Below are 18,266 nucleotides of genomic sequence, written 5' to 3'. Positions count from 1 at the left end.
CTATGAGTCAGCTGGATTGGTATCTGAGCGTCAACCTGAAGGCGCGTCATCTGCGCCTTCTCGTCGCGGTCTACGACTTCCGCAACCTGCGGCAGGTAGCGTCGAATTCATACGTAACCGTACCGGCGGTATCCAAGGCGCTCGGTGAAATCGAAAGCGCGCTGGGCGTGAAGCTCTTCGAGCGCACCGTCAATGGCTTGCGGCCCACCGCTTACGGCGAGTGCGTGGTGCGCCACGCGCGCGCGGTGCTGAGCAGCCTGAGTCAGGCCGCTGAAGAAATCAAGGCGCTGCAGACGGGCAGCGCCGGCAAGGTCCATGTCGGCGCGCTACCGACGCCGATCTCCACCCTCATACCGAGGGCGCTCGCGCTTCTGAAACAGGAAGCGCCGCACACCAATGTGTTGATACTCGAAGGCCGCATGACCGCGCTGCTGCAGGATTTGCGGCGCGGCGACCTCGACATGATTGTGGGCCGCCTGCCGAACAAGGCGGACACCGTTGGTCTGCAGGAGCGCATGCTGTTCGATACACCAGTCAAGCTGGTCACGGCCGTGCATCACCCGCTCGCAGGCAAGAAGAAGCTGCAATGGTCGGACCTCAGTGGATTTCCGTGGATTCTGCCGCCGTCGGGATCGCTGCTGCGCGAGCCGATCGAGAACACCCTGGCGCGCCACGGTCTGCCTATGCCATCGAATTACATCGAGACCTTGTCGACGCATCTGATCCGCGCCTACATCCAGATCAACGACGCCATTGCGCTACACACCGTCGATATGCTGTATCCCCGCACGGATGTCGGCCCGATACACGTGCTGCCGCTCGATCTGAGTCTCGTCACGCGCCCGATGGGCGTGGTGTGGCGCGGCGACAAGCCGCTCGCGCCAAGTGCGACGCTGCTGCTGCGCTGTCTGGAGAAGGTGTGCCCGCCGATCACGGACAGGGGCGAATCCGGTAGCTGGATGGTGGCGGAAAAAGCCGGCTGAGCGCCTGCAGCCTTTCCTCTTTACGCGCCGAATCGGCATTGGGGGCTTAACCTGCAGGCTAACGCGCCGGTGCTTTATTTCAATAGACGGAAATCTCGGGCAGCACGATGATGTCTCCATCGGCCTCGCGCAGTTTGCAAACAGCGCAAAGGCAATGGCTTAAAGGATCGGGGACGATGACGCGCCCCAGTTCCACACGATCAGGAGACAGGCGGATGCGTATCCAGATGACGAACGCGTGGTGCCGCGCCGCCACGCTGTGCGGCGTAGCGATGAGCGTGGCGAAGAACGTCATTCATGCTTATCCCGAGCAGTTGCCCGTATTGATCGACATTTTCGGCGTGAGCGACCTGAGTCAGCCACGGCGTTAGCCTCCGCGCTTTTACAGCGCTTTTACAGCGCTTCTTCAGCGTCCATAGCGGCGCGATTCACATTTCCGACAACCGGGAACCGACTCTCCGACTCGCAGCGCACCGGCATGAGGTCCGCGCATGCGAGCCGGCGAGCGCGGTCGTGTCACCACGTCATCAGGAGATCAACGTATGCCGACTCGAGTGATCGACATTCATCCGCATGTCATCTCGACCGACGAGAAGCGATATCCGCGCAATCCGCTAGGCGGCAAGCAATCGGTCTGGTCGCTGGAGCGCCCGACGTCGTACGGGCAACTGCTTGCCGCGATGGACGAGGCAGGCGTCGCGAAGGCGGCCATCGTGCATTCGTCGACGTGCTATGGCTTCGACAACTCGTATTGCGCGGATGCCGTCGCGGCGCATCCCGATCGATTCACCGGCGTGTGCTCGGTGGACATGCTCGCAACCGATGCGCAGAGCAGGATCCGCCACTGGGTCAGCCGCGGCATGACGGGACTGCGTCTGTTCACGGCGGGCAGCACGATGCAGGGACAAGGCGACTGGCTCGCCGATCCTCGCTCGTTCGCGGGCTGGGAGTGCGCCGCCGAACTGGATCTGCCCGTATGCGTGCAGGCGCGCATTCAGGGCATCCCGCAACTGAACACGTTGATTGAGCGCTTTCCGACCGTACGGATCGTGATCGATCACCTGATGAGTCCGGCGCTCGAAGACGGCCCGCCGTACGCGGACGCCGAACCGCTCTTCGCGCTTGCGAAGCACGACAACATTTATCTGAAACTGAGCAGCGTGATCATTCGTCACGCGCGTGCGGGCAGTGCCTCGCCCGAAACATTTTTCCCGCGCGTGGTGGAGACGTTCGGGGCCAGGCGCATCGCCTGGGGATCGAATTTTCCGGCCTCGCCCGGATCGCTCAAGGAGATTCTTGCCGACAACATGCAGGCCGTCGAATGGCTGTCGGAAGATGACAAGGAGTGGATCTTCAATCGCACCGCCACACAACTCTATCCGAGCCTCGTCTGACAGGAGCCGCTTCGTGACCGCATCCCATCCGATTCCGCTGCACATGCTGCTCGGCACGTATCCGAGCACTCAGGCACTCGTCGACGGCACGCTGCGATCTGACATCGTCGAGCTCGATTTTGCGAAGGTTGCGCGCCCCAACAACGCGTTCAAGCGAGCCGTGCGCGACCTCGAGTTCGACATGGCCGAACTCGCCATCATCACGTTCCTGATGGCGAAGGCGCACGGCAAGCCGCTCGTATTGCTGCCGGCAGTGATCATCGGACGTTTTCAGCATCCGTACATCGTCTATAACGCGGAACGCGGGCCGCTGTCGCCGCGCGATCTGAACGGCAAGCGCATCGGCCTGCGTTCATATTCGGTGACGACGGCGACCTGGGTTCGCGGCATCTTGCAAGCCGACTTCGGTCTCGATCTCGGGAAGGTGCAGTGGGTGACGTTCGAAGAGCCGCATGTCGCCGAGTTCGTCGACCCGCCCAACGTCCATCGCGCCGACAACGACAAGGAACTCCTGCAGATGCTGCTCGCGGGGGAGGTCGACGCGGCCATCGTAGGCGACGGTGTGAAGGCCGACCCGCGTATCCATACACTGTTTCCCGATCCGTTGTCGGAAGCCGCCGCGTGGCATGACCGCAATCAGGCGATCCAGATCAATCATATGATCGTCGCGCGGCAGGACTTTCTCGAGCGTCATCCCGAAGCGGTGCGCGAAGTGTTCAGCCTGCTGGAGCAGAGCCGGCGCCTCGCGGCGGAGAAGGGCGGCAAAAAGGAACCCGCGTTCGGGCTGGAAGCGAACCGGCGCAATCTCGAAGTGGCGATCGACTATTGCTACCGGCAGAACCTGATCGATCGCCGGTTGAGCGTGGACGAATTGTTCAGCGATGTCACGCGCACGCCCGGTGCATAAGCGCATGGGACATTGTCGCGCCATGCTGGTTGCGCTGTGCATCGGGTTCGCGGGTGCGGCGCATGCAGACGACTATCCGCAGCGCGCGGTAACGATCGTCGTGCCGTACGCGCCGGGTGGCGCGGGCGATCTCACCACGCGCGTGTTCGCGCAGAAGATGACCCAACGTTCCGGCCAACCCGTGATCGTGCTGAACCGCCCCGGCGCGGGTTTCGCGAACTCTGCGACGGTGGTCGCGCATTCGCGTGCCGATGGCTACACGGTCTTTCTCGGCGGCAACGGAGTGGCGATATCCTCCGTGCTGTTTCGCAATCTGCCGTATCGGATGAGTGATTTTCGTCAGGTGTCGACCGTCGCGTTTTTCAGTCTCGTGGTGCTGGTCGATCAAAGCTCGCCATTCAGGAGCGTTGCTGATCTCGTCGCGTATGCGAAATCGCATCCCGGCAAGCTGAACGTCGCGACCGTGTCGACGGGCAGTACGCAGAACCTCGTTGCCGATCTCATCAAGGCGCGCGCCGGCGTCGACATGCAAATAGTGCCGTTTCAGACCACGAGTGAAGTGACAACGGCATTGCGCGGCAAGGACGTGCAGGCGGCGGTCGAACTGATTCCGTCGGTGCTGGGGCAGGTACGCGCCGGCGTGGTGCGCGCGCTTGCCGTGACATCGGCGCAGCGCTTCGCCGGCTTGCCGCAGGTGCCCACGCTCGCGGAAAGCGGCCTCGCGGGCTTCGATGCGACATCGTGGAGCGGCCTGAGCGTGCCCGCGAAGACAGACGAGGCCGTCGTGCAGCGGCTCGCTGCGTTAACCCAGGCGGTGCTCGCCGATCCCGACGTGCAGCAGAAGATGCGGATGCTCGGCGCGGTCGCGCAATCGAGCACGCCGCAACACATGAGCAAGCTTGTCGATGACGACACGGCGAGATGGCAACGTGTCATCGGGCAGGCAGGCATTCCGCTGCACTGAGCAGCGCATGATCGAATGACAGGAAATCAGGACATGAACGGAGCTGAAAGCCTCGTGCGCACGCTGACTGCGCAGGGCGTCGATATCTGCTTTGCGAATCCGGGAACTTCAGAGATGCACTTTCTGAAGGCACTCGACAATCCGCGCATGCGCAGCGTGCTGTGCCTTTTTGAGGGCGTATGCACGGGCGCGGCCGATGGCTATTACCGTATGACGGACGCGCCCGCGTCCACCTTGCTGCATCTCGGACCGGGACTAGCCAACGGCCTCGCGAACATTCATAACGCGAAGCGCGCGTCGTCGGGCATGATCAATGTCGTCGGCGAGCATTCGTCGTCGCATCTGAAACATGACGCGCCGCTCACGTCCGATATCGAAGGACTGGCACGCCCGCTGAGCCATTGGGTGCGGCGGGTCGAATCGTCTCGAGCGGTGGCGTGGGACGTGGCGATGGCCGTGGGCAAGGCAAACGAATATCCGGGGCGTATCGCGACGCTCGTGCTGCCGGGCGATACCTCGTGGCAGGACGGGGGCGAGTACGTCGCCCCGCCGCGCGTCAGAGCCGAGGTGAAGCAGCCGGATGCGGCACGCGTCGAATCGATTGCGAAGGTGCTGCATTCGGGCGAGCCGACGCTTCTCGTGCTCGCGGGGCGTGCGACGCGCGGCCGCGCACTCGAACTCGCGGGTAAGCTGAAAGCGGCAACCGGATGTCGTCTCGCGACGCAGTTCTTTTGTGCGCGCAGCGAGCGCGGTGCGGGACGTGTCGCGCTCGAACGCATTCCCTACGCGGTGGACGCCGCGCTCGACTATCTGAAAGCGTTCAAACACATCGTCACAGTCGAGACGACCGAGCCGATCGCCTTCTTCAGCTACCCTGACAAACCTAGTCTGTTGAAAGCGCCCTGCACGCTCGTGCATCCGCTTGCGGAAATCGGCGAAGACGGCACGGCGGCCCTCGACATGCTGGTTCAGGCGCTTGGCGCGACGAGCACGCAGGCCGTGCTTCAACCACGCTCGAACATGGCGCCGCCGAGCGGCGGGCTCACGCCCGCGAGCATCGCGCAGGCGCTGGCTGCCGCATTGCCGGAGCACTGCATTCTCGTCGATGAATCGCTCACCACGGGACGCGAAACGATGAGCATCACGGCGGGCGCCGCGCCACACGACTGCATCAACAACATGGGCGGCTCGATCGGCTACGGCACGCCGGTGGCGACGGGCGCCGCGCTCGCGTGCCCCGATCGGCGCGTGTTCTGCATGGTCGGCGACGGCAGCGCGATGTACACGATTCAATCGCTCTGGACCCAGGCGCGCGAGAACCTGAACATCACGACGATCATTTTCGCTAACAACAGCTACGCCATTCTCAAGGCCGAGTACGCGAACATGGGCGCTGGCGCACCGAGTGGACGCGCGCTGTCGATGATCGATATCGACCGTCCGCGTATCGACTGGCTTTCCATGGCGAAAAGCATGGGCGTGCCTGCGGTCGCCGTCGATACCGCCCAGGCGTTTTACAAGACGATGACGGACTCGGTGCGCGAACCCGGACCACGACTCATCGAAGTCAGGCTCTGACGCCCGCACAAAAACCGACATGACGGCGCCTGGCCGCTGGTGCGCGGGCGGTCAGCCTCGCGCGTTTCACACGGCATGTCCGATCGAACACCACACCGCGACGGCGAGAGCCGCCGTGCGAAGGACGCCTGCCGGCCATCGAATAACGACATAAAAGGAGAAGCGGCATGACAGGCCGACGCGCCTTCCTGAAGGAAGCGCTCATCACCGGCACGGCCGCGGCGCTTGCGAAACCAGCGACCGCCGCGACGTCATCCGCGCAGGCGGCTGTGGCGCGGCCTGCGTCCAGCAAGCCGTCGCCCGCGCTCGCAGCGGCCGGGACGCGAGCGCCGTCGCTCGACGAGGCACCCGCGGCGGACACCGCGCACATTGGCAATCCCGGTTCGGATTTCATGGTGGATCTGTTACGAGTCGCGGGTATCTAGTATGTATCGACGATGCCGGGTTCGACGTTGTGCGGCATCCACGAGTCGATCGTGAACTACGCTGGTAACGCGCATCCGCAACCGATCGTCTGCACCCACGAGGAGGCGTCCGCGGCGATCGCTCATGGGTACGCGAAAGTCGCGGGCAAACCGATGGCCTGTCTCGTACATAGCACGGTTGGCTTGCAGCATGCGTCGATGGCCATCTACAACGCATCAGCACACCGTTCACACAACGGGAGTGAAGCGTGAGACCGATACACGAGCGAACCCCAGCAGCGCGCGACGCCCAACATTGGAAGAAGCGATGAACACAGCGATCCGTCACGTGTCGTTCAGGCGTTTTCTGATCGCCCGTGTGTGCTCCATCGCAGGTCAGCAGATGCTGCTACTGGCGATCAGCTGGCAGATGTACGACCTGACCGGCAGCGCATGGTATCTCGGCCTCGTCGGGCTTTTTCAGTTCGTGCCGTCGTTGATGACGACATTTGTCGCCGGACATTGTGCCGATCGCGTGCATCGAGGGAGGTTGGTGTCGCTGTGTCTGGCTGCACAGGCAGCCGTTGCGGCGTCTCTCGCGGTCGCGACAGGCCAGCATGTCGTGAACTGTGATGTCCTGCTAGGGCTTTCGCTTCTGCTCGGCGCGATTCGCCCATTTCAGATGTCAGGGCAGCAGGCATTGCTGCCGATGCTCGTGCCGCCTGCTGTGCTGACGCAGGCAATGGCACTCAGTACCGCAGGACAGCAGGTATCGGTCATTGCGGGTCCCGCATTGGGCGGCATGCTGTTTGCGCTTGGCGTGAGCCGGCTGTACGAAACGTGCGGGGTGCTCTTCGCGTTGAGCGCCGGGATGTGCTTGCTCATCCGCTATGAATACGTGGCTCCTCCGGCACGCGAGCCGGTGACGCTCGCAACGATGCTCGCGGGCATTCGCTTCGTCTGGAGCAATCCGCTGGTGCTCGGCGGCATCTGCTGGATCTGTTCGCCGTGCTGTTCGGTGGCGCCACGGCGCTCCTTCCGATTTACGCAAAAGAGATCCTTCATGTCGGGCCCCAAGGCCTCGGCTTGCTGCGCTCGGCGCCTGCCGCCGGCGCGTTATGCGTCGGATTGATTCGTTCGCGCAGCGCGATCCAGCGTGGAGTAGGCAAGAAGCTGTTGACCGCAGTCGGCATCTACGGCGCTTGTATCGTCGCATTCGGGCTTTCGCGCTGGTTTCCGCTCTCACTCCTTTTATTGGCGATTGCGGGCGGCGCCGATACGGTCAGTGTGATCGTGCGTCAGACGCTCGTGCAGCTGGAAACGCCCGACCACATGCGCGGTCGGGTCTCGGCAGTCAACACGCTGTTTGTCGGGGCGAGCAATCAACTGGGCGAGCTCGAATCGGGTGTGACGGCGGCGGCCTTTGGCGTCATCGGCTCGGTCGTGGCTGACGGATGCTCGACCATCTTCATCAGCATCCTGTGGCGCCGCTTGTTCACGCCGCTGGCGCATCGAGAAACCCTTCACTGAGCCCCGTCGCTTCGTACCGTTGAAGTGCTCGCGTTCAGGGTCGGGAGCCGCGTTGCTCGATATGCACGCACGCGCGACGCTTTACCGTTTGGTTAACGCACCCATGGGTTTTTTCAATAGACGGGAAACACGCGCTACCCGATGATCTCCTCACCGGATCGCCGCGCCAAGCACACGGCTCGACAAGCCGCCGTCGCAAATGATCACCGGCCGGTCCCGGATCTTCATTCGCACTCGACAGGAGACGCCGTTGACCAAGAAAGTCCCGCTCAAGATTGCAGTTGCCGAATATCCGCATACATCGGCCATTCGAAACGGCTCGATCCCCATCGAAGGGGTCGATGCAGAAATCATCACCGTCAAGCCGCAGATCGGCGCATTTCGCCGCATGGTTCGCGATGTCGAGTTCGACGTGTGCGAACTGGCGCCGACGACGTACATCATCGCCCGTGCGCATGGCGCGCCGTTCGTTGCGTTGCCCATCTTCGTGATGCGGCGCTTCCATCACGGTGGCCTGCTCGTGCGTCCCGACGCGGGGATCAAGACGCCCAGCGATCTCGAAGGCAAGAAGGTCGGGGTGCGCGCCTATTCGGTCACTACGGGGGTGTGGACGCGCCAGGCGCTGATCGACGAGTTCGGTCTCGATTCGTCGAAAGTCACGTGGGTCGTCGATGACGAGGAACACGTCACGCAACTCAAGCTTCCGTCGAACGTGATCCACGCGCCGAAAGGAACGTCGCTCGCCGACATGATGGCCTCCGGTGAACTGGCGGCAGGCTTCGCTGCGAACGCGGGTATCGGCCGCACCGGCAATCCGACCGGCGGATGGCAGGAAGTCGAGGCCGATTATCCGGATCTGTTGCCGAACGCGACCGAGCTCGAAGCCGACTATTACCAGCGCACCGGTGTCTATCCGATGCACGGCACCATCGTGGTCAAGGATTCGGTCCTTGCCGAGCATCCGTGGATCGCGAAGTCGCTTTATGACGCGTTCGACAAAGCCAAGCAAGCGTGGCTCGCGGGCCTGAACACCAGCGATGCGACGAACGCCAGCGACAAGAAGTACCTCGAGCTTCGCAAGATCGTCGGGCACGATCCGCTGCCGTACGGAATCGAGGAAAACGTCAAGACCATCGAAGCGCTGGAAGCGACCGCATTCAAGCAACGGCTCACGCCGCGTCGCATGTCGATCGCCGAGTTGTTCGTCGACCCGCTTGCGAACTGAACGGAGACGACATGATCATCGATTGCCACGGCCACTTCACGACCGTACCCGCTTCATTCCGCGACTGGCGCGCGAGACAGGTCGCCGCCGCAGACGATCCCGCCAACGCGCCGCCGCGCGCCGCCGCGTCTGTCAGCGACGACCAGCTGCGCGACGCCATCGAGAACGGCCAACTCAAGCTGCAACGTGAACGCGGCAGTGACCTCACGCTGTTTTCGCCGATCGCGGGCCTGATGAGCCATCACCTGGGCAACGAGCGCACGAGCCTCGAATGGTCGGAGATGTCGAACGACATCGTCTATCGCGTGACCGAACTGTATCCGGAGAACTTCGCGCCCGTGTGTCAGTTGCCCCAGTCGCCGGGCGCGGATCCGCGCAATTCGATTCCGGAACTGCGCCGTTGTGTGGAGCAGCTGGGTTTCGTCGGCTGCAACCTGAATCCGGATCCGAGCGGCGGCTACTGGACCGGCAAGCCGATGACCGATCGCACGTGGTATCCGCTCTACGAAGCGCTCGTCGATCTCGACGTGCCCGCGATGATTCACGTCGCCGCGTCATGCAATCCATGTTTCCACGGCACCGGCGCGCATTACCTGAACGCGGATACTTCGGTATTCATGCAATTGCTGCAAGGCGATCTATTCAAGGACTTTCCGACGCTGCGCTTCGTGATTCCGCACGGCGGCGGCGCCGTGCCGTATCACTGGGGACGCTATCGCGGCATGTCGCTCGAGATGCGCGAACGTCCGCTCGAAGGTCTGCTCGACAACATCTTCTTCGACTCGTGCGTGTATCACCAGCCGGGCGTGGAATTGCTGACGAAGGTCATTCCCACGCGCAACGTGCTGTTCGGCTCGGAAATGATCGGTGCCGTGCGCGGCAAGGACCCTGCTACTGGCGAGTACTTCGACGACACCAGGCGTTATGTCGACGCGTGCGCGGCATTGTCGGACGAGGATCGCTATCAGATCTACGAAGGCAACGCGCGGCGCGTGTATCCACGTCTCGACGCGCACCTCAAGGCGGCCGGCAAGTAAGCGCGGCGTCGGACATCAAACAAACCGAACAAAATAGAGTGATCCATGGCTTCAATCGTTGATATTCATCCGCACATCATTTCCGACGACGTGACGCGTTATCCCGTAGCACCGCTGGGCGGCAAGCGTTCCGACTGGTCGAAGGAGCGTCCGTCGACCGTCGAGTCGTTGATCGCCGCAATGGACGAGGCAGGCGTGGCGAAAGCCGCCGTCGTGCATTCGTCGACCACCTACGGCTTCGACAACAGCTATGTCCTCGATGCTTGCGCCGAATATTCGGCTCGTCTCGTCGCGGTGGGTTCCGTCGATGTAACGCTGCCGGATGCACCGGCAACCATCCGTGCCTGCGTCGGGCGTGGCCTCGCGGGTCTGCGGCTCTTCACCGGCGGCAGCACGAAGGCATTCGATCCGGGCGAACTCGAAGACGCCCGCGCTTATCCCGCCTGGGAAATGTGTGCGGAACTGAATCTGCCGATGTGCATTCAGACGGGCCCGATCGGTCTGCCTCAGGTAGCCGACCTCGCGAAGCGCTTTCCGACCGTGAAGATCATTCTCGATCACCTCGGTCGCCCCGATGTCACCGACGGCGCGCCGTATGCGAAGGCGCAAAGCCTGTTCGATCTGGCTGCGCTGCAAAACATCTATATGAAGCTCACCCCGCGCATCTTCGACGATATGCAGAAAGGCGATGCGAGTGCGGAAACCTTCTTCCCGAAGCTGATCGAAACCTTTGGTGCGAAGCGTCTGGCCTGGGGCTCGAATTTCCCGAGTTCGAAGGGCACGCTGACCGAGATTCTTGCGGCGGCTCAGGCAGGTCTGCAAAACGTGAACGAGGAAGACCGCGCATGGATATTTGGCAGGACGGCTCAGGAGTTGTATCCGGCGCTCGCTTGAGGGAACCGGATGCAGAAACGACATCAGACAGGACAAGAACCCATGAGTGACACCCGCCTGAACGGCATCATCCGTGCATTCGAATCCGGCAAGCCGGCCTTGACCGCTTTCTCCAGGCTCGACAAGCAAACCGCCAGTGAGATGAGCGACGCGCCGTATGACGGCATCGTCTTCGAAATGGAGCACAACCCGTACGACGTGGGCGCGCTTGGCGATGCGCTGCAATATATGCTGAACCGCGCGGAAATCGCGATGGCTGCCTCGATTGCTCCGCGCGTGACGCCTGTCGCGCGCATTCCGTCCAATGGCGCCGAGCTGAATCAGGCATTTGCCAAGCAGGTGCTGGATCGCGGCTGCTATGGGGTGGTGTGGCCGCACGTTTGGACGATCGAGCAGGCTTATAACGCGGTGGCGTCGTGCCGTTATGCGCGGCCGAAGAACGCACCGCTCTATGAACCCAAGGGCCTGCGCGGCGACGGACCCGCTGCGGCGGCGCGCTACTGGGGTGTGAGCACCGCGGAGTACTACGCCAAAGCCGATGTATGGCCGCTCGCACCGCAGGGCGAGATTCTCGTCGGACTGATGTGCGAAAGCACCGAGGCTATCGAGAATCTGGACGACATCCTCGCGAATGTGCCGGGCATCGGCTTTATCCTCATCGGCGAAGGCGATCTGAGCCAGCAACTCGGCGTGCCGCGCCAGTACGAGCATCCCGAGGTGCTTGACGCGATGCGCAAGATCGTTGAAACGTGCAAAAAGCACGGCGTCGTGGTCGGCCATCCGCATGTGACAACGAGGAACTATCAGCGGCTGCTCGACGAGGGCTATCGCTTTCTGATGTCGGCCCCCACGCGCAGTTACGGCGTCGTGGGTCTGACGCGCGAATCTGCCGGTTACTGATCGAACGAAGCACGAGGAACTACACGATGGCAACGATTCAAACGGAACTGCCGACGCTGCGCGTCAATCTCGCCGACTACGCGGCGACGAAGGCGATGAAGGAGGGACGCGTGACGTCCGGCCTCGCCAATCTCGATTACTGCGGCCCAACGCGCGCGCACGACGGCTTCAAGCCGATGGTGCGCGAGAACGCTTTCGATGCGGGTGAGCTTGCGATCGTCACGTATTTGCAGGCGAAGGCCTACGGCAAGCCCTATGTGCTGCTTCCCGCGCCGATCTCGGGACGTTTCCAGCATCACTGCGCGGGTTATAACGGCGAATTCGGCCATCTCGACCCGAAGGATATCGAAGGCAAGCGGGTCGGCGTGCGCACTTATGCACAGACGACGGGCCTGTGGATTCGCGGCATTTTGCGCCACGAATATGGCGTGGATCTGGACAAGGTCACGTGGATGACGCTCGGCGAAGGTCATCTCGCCGAGTACACGGACCCGTTGAATTGTCAGCGCCTGCCCAAAGGCTCGTCGATCCCGCAGATGATGCTGACGGGTGAACTTACCGCCGCGCTGCTTGGCGACGACATGCCGAAGGATCCGCGCATAAACACGCTGGTACCCGATGCCCAGACCGCCGCGAAGGACTGGTTTGCGCGCGAGGGCGTGGTGCCGATCAATCACATGTTCGTCGTTCACGCCGATCTTTCGAAGAAAAGACCAGATATCGTTCGCGAGTTGTACCGGATGATTGTAGAAAGTCGCGCGTTGGGCGAGGGCGTGCCGGCCGTGTTTCCGCCGTTTGGACTGGAAGCAAACCGCAAAGGTATTCAACTCGCTATAGACTGGGCGCTCGAACAGAAGATCATTCCACACCGTCTGTCGGTGGATGAGCTATTCGACGATGTGACCGGAAGCCTGGGGTAAATGAAAGCCTCGTAAGCCCATGACGCCGGGTGAAAGCCCGGCTAAAGGCGCAAAGCCCCTTGCATTGAAAATTAAAAAAGCAACCAATCGGAGACGAAGTAATGGAGACAATCCGGAGAGCAGTACGCCCTGAGAGCCGATGGGGCGTCGTCTTCCTGCTCGCCTGTGGCTTGATGATCGCGTTCATGGACCGCACGAGCATGTCGGCCGCGCTTGCCGATCATCATTTCGTGAACGATTTCGCGCTCACCCATGTTCAGCGTGGCTGGCTCGGATCTTCCGTATTCTGGGCCTACGGGCTGCTGCAATTGCCGATGGGATGGCTGGTCGATCGATATGGCGTCAAATGGCCCTATGCAATCTGCTTCCTGCTGTGGTGCATCGCGGCCGCGGCGACTGGCATTGCGACGACTCTTTCCGCGTTGATCCTCGTGCGGGTGCTGATTGGCGCAGCGGAAGCGGTGGTCGTTCCTGCTACTTATCGCTATATCGCCAACCGCTTCGAGGAAACTCAAAAAGGCACGGCGCTCGGCATTTATTCGGTCGGCGGGAAGATGGGCCCGGCGCTTGGCGCACCGCTTGCCGCCTGGCTAATCGCGGGCACCTCCTGGAAAGTCATGTTCATCGTGACCGGCGTCGCGGGACTCGTGTGGTTGCTGCCGTGGCTGCTGATGGTGCGCAGTGACTTTCCGGATTCGAACGAACTGGCGACCAGAAAGAAGCGGGCAGCATCGGTGCCGCTTCGTAACCTGCTTGCGAGCCCCGTGGTTTGGGGCGGGCTGATGACCAATTTCTGCTACGCCTATTTCGCGTTCTATTGCATGACGTGGATGCCGGCTTACCTCGTCGAACAACGAGGGCTGTCGCTGAAGCAGTCGGGGTTCTATACGGCTTTCAGCTTCTGTGGCGTCGCTGTGACGGCAGCGCTCAGCGGATGGCTGGCGGACCGGCTCATCGCCCGCGGTTACGACGCCGTCGTGGTCCGCAAGTCATTCATGGTGGTCGGCTTCATTGGCGGCATGACAGTGTTGTTCGGCGCTTATGCGCCATCGGTTCGGATGGCGCTGTTCTGGAATGTGCTTTCGTTGACGCTGGTAGGCCTCGTGACGACGAACAACCTCGCGCTCGTCAAGCTCACGCTGATTCCGAAGCAGGCCGTCGGTCTGAATACAGGTTTGCAGCAGGTGGCAACGAGCCTCGCTGGCGGCGTGTCCGCGAGTCTCTCGGGTTGGCTCCTGCATGTGAGCCATAGTTACACGTTGCCGATGATGGCCATTTTCATGTTCCTGCTACTTGGCGCGACGAGCACGGTCGTGTTGATGCGCCGCAAATGGGCGCCGAAGGTCAACGAGCCCGCAGAAGAGCCGTCAGAGCGGAAAGCCTCACCACCGGCTGTGATGAGTCAAAGCGCGCCCTAACTGCTGGGGCCATTTAGCCAGGATTACGGGTGCTCGCCATGACCGTTCGTGAGAACCTGGACCTGGGCGGCTATCATCTCGCCGACAACATTCGCGCGGACCATCTCGCGTGGCTGTTCGATCTCTTTCCGATTCTCAAGTCGCGCCAGAACCAGACCGCAAGGACGCTGTCCGGCGGCGAGCAGCAGATGCTCGCAATTGCCGCGCACTGATGATGCAGCCCAGGTTGCTCATTCTCGACGAGCCCACACTCGGTCTTGCACCCGTGATCCTGGAGCAGTTGTCGAAGGCGCTGGACGCGATGCAGAAGTCCACGTCGATCACCGTTCTGCTTGGCGAGCAGAACGTCAAATTCGCGCTGCCGCACGCAGACCGCGTGTATGTGCTCGAACACGCGCGCATCATCTGGGAGGGAAGTCCGTCGAGCTTCGAGCGGGAGATGGGACATGGCTTCCTGGAGGCGGTGCCCTCGGGCGAGCCGAACGCATTGCGGGCGCGTATGTAAGGGGGCGACGTGTTTCTTGTATCCGGTCGCACTGATCCAGAGTCCCATCACCGCATTCGTGCTATAGAAGCCGATGAAGGCAGTCCTTATCGCCATAACAGCACTTTGCGGGCGCGTTGGCGCTGCTGCGGATCGAGTTGTTGACGATCCGATTGCCCTGGATTCAGTTGGCTCGTGGTCAAGGGTGAAACCCTTATCGAGACCTCGGGCGGCGAAGAGCTGCCCTATGCCACGCTGATGTATATCTAGCCGACTACCGCCGCGCCGGGCACCGCCATCGCCAACCCTCACACCGACCGCGTGCAGATGATCGTGGTCTCCGGTCTGCCCGGCGATGCGGGCCAGTGGCAAAGCCTGCGCCGCAATATCGTACAAGACTACGAGCGCGTCTTTCACGAGCCGCCAGGACGGATAACAGGCTTTGGGCTGCTGACCGATACCGACAATACCGGAGCTACGACACGCGCCTGGTACGGCGACCTCGAGTTCCTGCGCGGACCTTGAGAACGCCAGGCCGTCGAACTAACTGAGCCGATCGGTACGATGCGAGTGGCTGTTCTTCAACCCTTTCGCCGTACGACTGCCAGTCGCAACCATTTTCCCTGCGCCAACGACAGCTTTGTGGCGGCATAAGTCAGGGGATACAACCGGCCATTTTGAGACTATCGCCGCCGTAGTTCGAGCGTTCGTCGAGAGGGTCGCTGCGGTCGGTCAAAATTTGAATATACGTCACTATTGCCGCGAAAAATAAGATTGAGTCTCCGGGGCGTCCCCCAGAGAGCGATCGCAGTCCTGGTTCGAAGCTTGCGGCCGCAGAAACGTATTGGCCGACAGAATCTTCCGTGACACCGCTTGAGCGGGGCCCAGTGATCCTCCAGGCTGGGGATGACGAATTGAGCGCTGCGGCGTGGTCGACCGTTCTTCGTCTGAACGGTTTCGAAGTGATCTGGGCAGCCGACGGAGCATCACCATGGGCGTTGGCGCGCGCTGGTCCTCCAGACCTCCTGCCGACCGACCGGACTATGGCGGGTAATAATGAGCGAAGGCGGCGCGGCGCTCGCGCGGCGGCCGGACGCGCGTCTGCTTGGCGTCGAGCATGGATGACGCCTGCGCGGCAATGCATTGAACACGTCGCAGCGTCTCCCTTACCTTCGATGGTATCTCCTCGCATCGAGGCAGGGATACGCTACTGCCTTGTGAATCCGGGCGCGCGTCGGATGCGATGTGCCACCGGTCGCTGTTCGGCGCTCCCCGTTCCCGAAAACGCCCTTTGTTCTATCGGCTGGACGACCCGCGCCGTTCCTGGCCTGGTACGCGCGAATCAGTATTCGTAAATCGTCAAGGAGCGACCGCAGGCGCGTTGGTAGGCTTCTGACCGGCCGCTTTCTGTTGAGCGTCCTGCAGATTTTGTGGATAGTTTGTTTGATTGCCTGCCGGGTTATATCCGTTCTTTTCCAGTGTGCTCAGCTCAGCATTCTTTTTTGCGCGATGTGCTTTGTGATCGGCCTTTTTTTTTGCCTTCGATTCCTGCTTTGACATAGCGTCATCGCTAGCGCCGGTATCGATTGTCGCCGCATGAGTCGGTGAAAACGAAAGGGAGAGGAGACCCAGAGCCATGCCTGCTGACACAGCAAAAGCGCGCAGTTGTGTGGTATTCATGCGTATCTCCGTATCAATGCGTAAGGCGAGGTGAGAGTGCTCACGGACAAGATGCGCTCAGTTCCTGGGATTAGCGTGTCTTTTCGTGTCCGAACGATTGAACCATAGTCGACGAGACATCGACAGGGATACAGGGGTTAACCGCGAGGAGGGGACCGAACGTAACGCTGGAAGACGCTCGCACGCTCGCTTTAAGCCGCATTTTCCCTGATTTCATGAAAGAGATTCCCCCTCCTGCTCTTTGTTTGAGGGAATGGGGAATATACACTCCGGCAAAAATACACCCGCGCAGTTCAGGAGACGTCCCCGGAGAAATTATCGAACTCCTCATTACCTGACTTTTGTTTCCCCGATTCCAAATCTCATTTGCTTTCATGCGAGCGTCTGCGCGGCTCCACGTCATGCAGCCTGATAGCGCTCGATGAAAGATGGAAGATGGTTGGGCATGGCAGGTTCAGAAAATTGCGGGCTAGTGAAGAAGTAGAACGCGCTCGATCACATGCAATTCAAGTAGTACAACTATATTAACGGAGATGACGATGAAGAAGCTTCTATTCAGCGTGTTCATATTGCCGGCGGCTGCAACAGCCTCAGCTCAGAGCAGTGTCACGTTATATGGCATCGTGGATAACGGTGTCGTGTACGAGACGAATCAGCCGAAGGGGAACGTATTCGGGACGCAAAGTGGAGGCTGGGCGCAATCGAGATTCGGTCTCAAAGGCGCCGAGGACCTCGGCGGCGGCACACACGCGATATTCCAGTTGGAGTCTCGGCTAAATACGATGAACGGAAGCTTCGCAAACGGCAGCTTCTTCGAAGGACAAGCGACAGTGGGTCTGCAGAACGATACATGGGGGCAGGTCAAGCTGGGAAACATGGGCTCGGCCGAAATCAGCCAGTATTCGGGCGATGTCGACCCGCAGCAGACCAAAAGGTATTCAATAGGGACCCTCGTGCGAGGGCGCATCTTCTCTCAGGCTGCGAACGGTGTGGAGTATCTGTCGCCGACGATCTTCGGCTTCACGCTGCAAGGTCAGTATGACCTGACCAACTCGTCCACGTGGAACGCTGGCGATCCCGGCAGCGCGCCCGGTCAGCTGGGAACTTCAAGTGGACTTGGAAGTGCTCAAGGTCGCTCCGATGGCATCAAACTGTCGTACATAAATCGAGGGCTATTCTGGCAAGCGACGTACGACGAGATCCGCGATCCTGACGGCAATTTCAGCAACGTTTATCTGACGTCCCGATCTATTCTCACTGGCTTGACTTACACAGTCGGTTCCGTGACCGCCTATCTCGGGTATCAACACCTCAGCGCTCCCGATGCATCCAATGCCGGATACTTCGGCACGGCTACTCCGTCCGCGTTGCCTGCGGGAGCGAGCCTCCCGACAAACGTCAATCATGAATGGATTGGCGCGATATGGCAGACGACACCTGCGCTTGCAATTACCGGCGCTGTTTACCATGCCAACGCGAACAATGGCAATGGCAACGCAACGCTGTACACGCTCGGTGCAAACTATTCGCTCTCCAAGCGAACACTGCTGTACACCGAACTGGCGTATCTGCGAAACAGCTCAACCTCTAATTTGGGCCTGGATAGTGGCCTGTACGGAGCGAACCTCAATAACGACCCAATCAATGGCAGCGCGTCCAGCAGCAATCCGAACTATGGCAAGAGTCAGTTTGGGGTCATGGCCGGCTTGGCTACGAGGTTCTAAAAGGACATGAGAGTCCGGCAGGGGAGACGATTCTTCTGGATTTCCCTTGACCTCGAACTCGTAGCGGAACAAAAGTCAGGCTGCTGCCATGCAGCCTAAGCGCGAAATCGGCTGGCTATGTGGTCAGGGATATTTTCAGGCGTTACGACCATCACGGACGAAGACTGGGATACGGCCGACGCCGGTAGAAGCTTGTGATAATGCATGATGTGCTGGCAAGCCGA

General features: G+C 61.0%; 16 protein-coding genes and 3 pseudogenes. 17 read left to right on the top strand and 2 right to left on the bottom strand.

Annotated elements, in window-relative coordinates; translation table 11 throughout:
• The first annotated feature begins 2 nt into the window (after positions 1–2).
• The gene (locus ACZ9H4_RS32975; RefSeq protein WP_408144538.1) at positions 3–983 is read left to right on the top strand and encodes a LysR substrate-binding domain-containing protein; all 981 of its coding nucleotides are present in this window, start codon (positions 3–5) and stop codon (positions 981–983) included.
• A 79-nt stretch (positions 984–1,062) separates the two neighbouring features.
• On the opposite strand, the gene ACZ9H4_RS32970 is transcribed toward ACZ9H4_RS32975, so the two are convergent.
• Positions 1,063–1,278, bottom strand: coding sequence for a hypothetical protein (locus tag ACZ9H4_RS32970; RefSeq protein ID WP_408144536.1), 216 nt, complete (start codon positions 1,276–1,278; stop codon positions 1,063–1,065).
• A gap of 247 nt (positions 1,279–1,525) precedes the next feature.
• Here ACZ9H4_RS32970 and ACZ9H4_RS32965 point away from each other — a divergent pair, with 247 nt between their 5' ends.
• From ACZ9H4_RS32965 to ACZ9H4_RS32895, 15 genes and pseudogenes are all read left to right on the top strand, one after another.
• On the top strand, positions 1,526–2,377 hold the full coding sequence (locus ACZ9H4_RS32965) for an amidohydrolase family protein (protein ID WP_408144534.1): 852 nt from the start codon (positions 1,526–1,528) through the stop codon (positions 2,375–2,377).
• 13 nt (positions 2,378–2,390) lie between these two features.
• A complete protein-coding gene (locus ACZ9H4_RS32960; RefSeq protein WP_408144532.1) occupies positions 2,391–3,284 on the top strand; it encodes an ABC transporter substrate-binding protein in 894 nt (297 codons plus the stop codon).
• A 4-nt stretch (positions 3,285–3,288) separates the two neighbouring features.
• The gene (locus ACZ9H4_RS32955) at positions 3,289–4,248 is read left to right on the top strand and encodes a Bug family tripartite tricarboxylate transporter substrate binding protein (RefSeq protein WP_408324648.1); all 960 of its coding nucleotides are present in this window, start codon (positions 3,289–3,291) and stop codon (positions 4,246–4,248) included.
• Positions 4,249–4,281: 33 nt separating this feature from the next.
• Positions 4,282–5,826: an acetolactate synthase large subunit gene (locus tag ACZ9H4_RS32950; protein ID WP_408324647.1), complete on the top strand. Its 1,545-nt coding sequence runs from the start codon at positions 4,282–4,284 to the stop codon at positions 5,824–5,826.
• Between the two features lie 167 nt (positions 5,827–5,993).
• Positions 5,994–6,251 carry a hypothetical protein gene (locus ACZ9H4_RS32945; protein ID WP_408324645.1) on the top strand — a complete coding sequence of 86 codons (258 nt, stop codon included), beginning with the start codon at positions 5,994–5,996 and terminating at the stop codon, positions 6,249–6,251.
• A 12-nt stretch (positions 6,252–6,263) separates the two neighbouring features.
• On the top strand, positions 6,264–6,503 hold the full coding sequence (locus ACZ9H4_RS32940) for a thiamine pyrophosphate-binding protein (RefSeq protein WP_408324642.1): 240 nt from the start codon (positions 6,264–6,266) through the stop codon (positions 6,501–6,503).
• 55 nt (positions 6,504–6,558) lie between these two features.
• A pseudogene (locus ACZ9H4_RS32935) lies at positions 6,559–7,760 on the top strand (MFS transporter).
• Between the two features lie 250 nt (positions 7,761–8,010).
• Entirely contained in the window at positions 8,011–8,985 is a 975-nt protein-coding gene (locus ACZ9H4_RS32930) for an ABC transporter substrate-binding protein (RefSeq protein WP_408324640.1), read from the top strand.
• Positions 8,986–8,996: 11 nt separating this feature from the next.
• The gene (locus ACZ9H4_RS32925; RefSeq protein ID WP_408324638.1) at positions 8,997–10,022 is read left to right on the top strand and encodes an amidohydrolase family protein; all 1,026 of its coding nucleotides are present in this window, start codon (positions 8,997–8,999) and stop codon (positions 10,020–10,022) included.
• Between the two features lie 45 nt (positions 10,023–10,067).
• Entirely contained in the window at positions 10,068–10,916 is an 849-nt protein-coding gene (locus ACZ9H4_RS32920) for an amidohydrolase family protein (RefSeq protein ID WP_408144518.1), read from the top strand.
• A gap of 42 nt (positions 10,917–10,958) precedes the next feature.
• The gene (locus ACZ9H4_RS32915; protein ID WP_408324637.1) at positions 10,959–11,816 is read left to right on the top strand and encodes an HpcH/HpaI aldolase family protein; all 858 of its coding nucleotides are present in this window, start codon (positions 10,959–10,961) and stop codon (positions 11,814–11,816) included.
• A gap of 26 nt (positions 11,817–11,842) precedes the next feature.
• Entirely contained in the window at positions 11,843–12,736 is an 894-nt protein-coding gene (locus ACZ9H4_RS32910) for a phosphate ABC transporter substrate-binding protein (protein WP_408324636.1), read from the top strand.
• A 101-nt stretch (positions 12,737–12,837) separates the two neighbouring features.
• Positions 12,838–14,154 (top strand): MFS transporter, encoded by a 1,317-nt coding sequence (locus tag ACZ9H4_RS32905; protein ID WP_408324634.1) that lies wholly within the window; start codon positions 12,838–12,840, stop codon positions 14,152–14,154.
• Positions 14,155–14,192: 38 nt separating this feature from the next.
• Positions 14,193–14,659: pseudogene (locus tag ACZ9H4_RS32900) on the top strand (ATP-binding cassette domain-containing protein); the annotation flags it as partial.
• A 207-nt stretch (positions 14,660–14,866) separates the two neighbouring features.
• Positions 14,867–15,163, top strand: a pseudogene (locus ACZ9H4_RS32895) (DUF3047 domain-containing protein); the annotation flags it as partial.
• Between the two features lie 834 nt (positions 15,164–15,997).
• On the opposite strand, the gene ACZ9H4_RS32890 reads toward ACZ9H4_RS32895, so the two are convergent.
• Positions 15,998–16,318 carry a hypothetical protein gene (locus tag ACZ9H4_RS32890; protein ID WP_408324633.1) on the bottom strand — a complete coding sequence of 107 codons (321 nt, stop codon included), beginning with the start codon at positions 16,316–16,318 and terminating at the stop codon, positions 15,998–16,000.
• A 539-nt stretch (positions 16,319–16,857) separates the two neighbouring features.
• On the opposite strand from ACZ9H4_RS32890, the gene ACZ9H4_RS32885 reads away from it, so the two are divergent.
• Positions 16,858–18,042 (top strand): porin, encoded by a 1,185-nt coding sequence (locus ACZ9H4_RS32885; protein WP_408324631.1) that lies wholly within the window; start codon positions 16,858–16,860, stop codon positions 18,040–18,042.
• The last annotated feature ends 224 nt before the right edge of the window (positions 18,043–18,266 follow it).

The organism is Paraburkholderia sp. TE9906, from assembly GCF_056279605.1.
This window is presented reverse-complemented; position numbering and strand designations above follow the sequence as displayed.

Bases quoted from the DNA above. Each gene is read 5' to 3' on its own strand.
- ACZ9H4_RS32970 (WP_408144536.1), bottom strand. From the start codon at position 1,278: ATGACGTTCTTCGCCACGCTCATCGCTACGCCGCACAGCGTGGCGGCG.
- ACZ9H4_RS32950 (WP_408324647.1), top strand. From the start codon at position 4,282: ATGAACGGAGCTGAAAGCCTCGTGCGCACGCTGACTGCGCAGGGCGTC.
- ACZ9H4_RS32915 (WP_408324637.1), top strand. From the start codon at position 10,959: ATGAGTGACACCCGCCTGAACGGCATCATCCGTGCATTCGAATCCGGC.
- ACZ9H4_RS32975 (WP_408144538.1), top strand. From the start codon at position 3: ATGAGTCAGCTGGATTGGTATCTGAGCGTCAACCTGAAGGCGCGTCAT.
- ACZ9H4_RS32910 (WP_408324636.1), top strand. From the start codon at position 11,843: ATGGCAACGATTCAAACGGAACTGCCGACGCTGCGCGTCAATCTCGCC.
- ACZ9H4_RS32945 (WP_408324645.1), top strand. From the start codon at position 5,994: ATGACAGGCCGACGCGCCTTCCTGAAGGAAGCGCTCATCACCGGCACG.
- ACZ9H4_RS32885 (WP_408324631.1), top strand. From the start codon at position 16,858: ATGAAGAAGCTTCTATTCAGCGTGTTCATATTGCCGGCGGCTGCAACA.
- ACZ9H4_RS32925 (WP_408324638.1), top strand. From the start codon at position 8,997: ATGATCATCGATTGCCACGGCCACTTCACGACCGTACCCGCTTCATTC.
- ACZ9H4_RS32965 (WP_408144534.1), top strand. From the start codon at position 1,526: ATGCCGACTCGAGTGATCGACATTCATCCGCATGTCATCTCGACCGAC.
- ACZ9H4_RS32890 (WP_408324633.1), bottom strand. From the start codon at position 16,318: ATGAATACCACACAACTGCGCGCTTTTGCTGTGTCAGCAGGCATGGCT.
- ACZ9H4_RS32905 (WP_408324634.1), top strand. From the start codon at position 12,838: ATGGAGACAATCCGGAGAGCAGTACGCCCTGAGAGCCGATGGGGCGTC.
- ACZ9H4_RS32920 (WP_408144518.1), top strand. From the start codon at position 10,068: ATGGCTTCAATCGTTGATATTCATCCGCACATCATTTCCGACGACGTG.
- ACZ9H4_RS32955 (WP_408324648.1), top strand. From the start codon at position 3,289: ATGGGACATTGTCGCGCCATGCTGGTTGCGCTGTGCATCGGGTTCGCG.
- ACZ9H4_RS32940 (WP_408324642.1), top strand. From the start codon at position 6,264: ATGCCGGGTTCGACGTTGTGCGGCATCCACGAGTCGATCGTGAACTAC.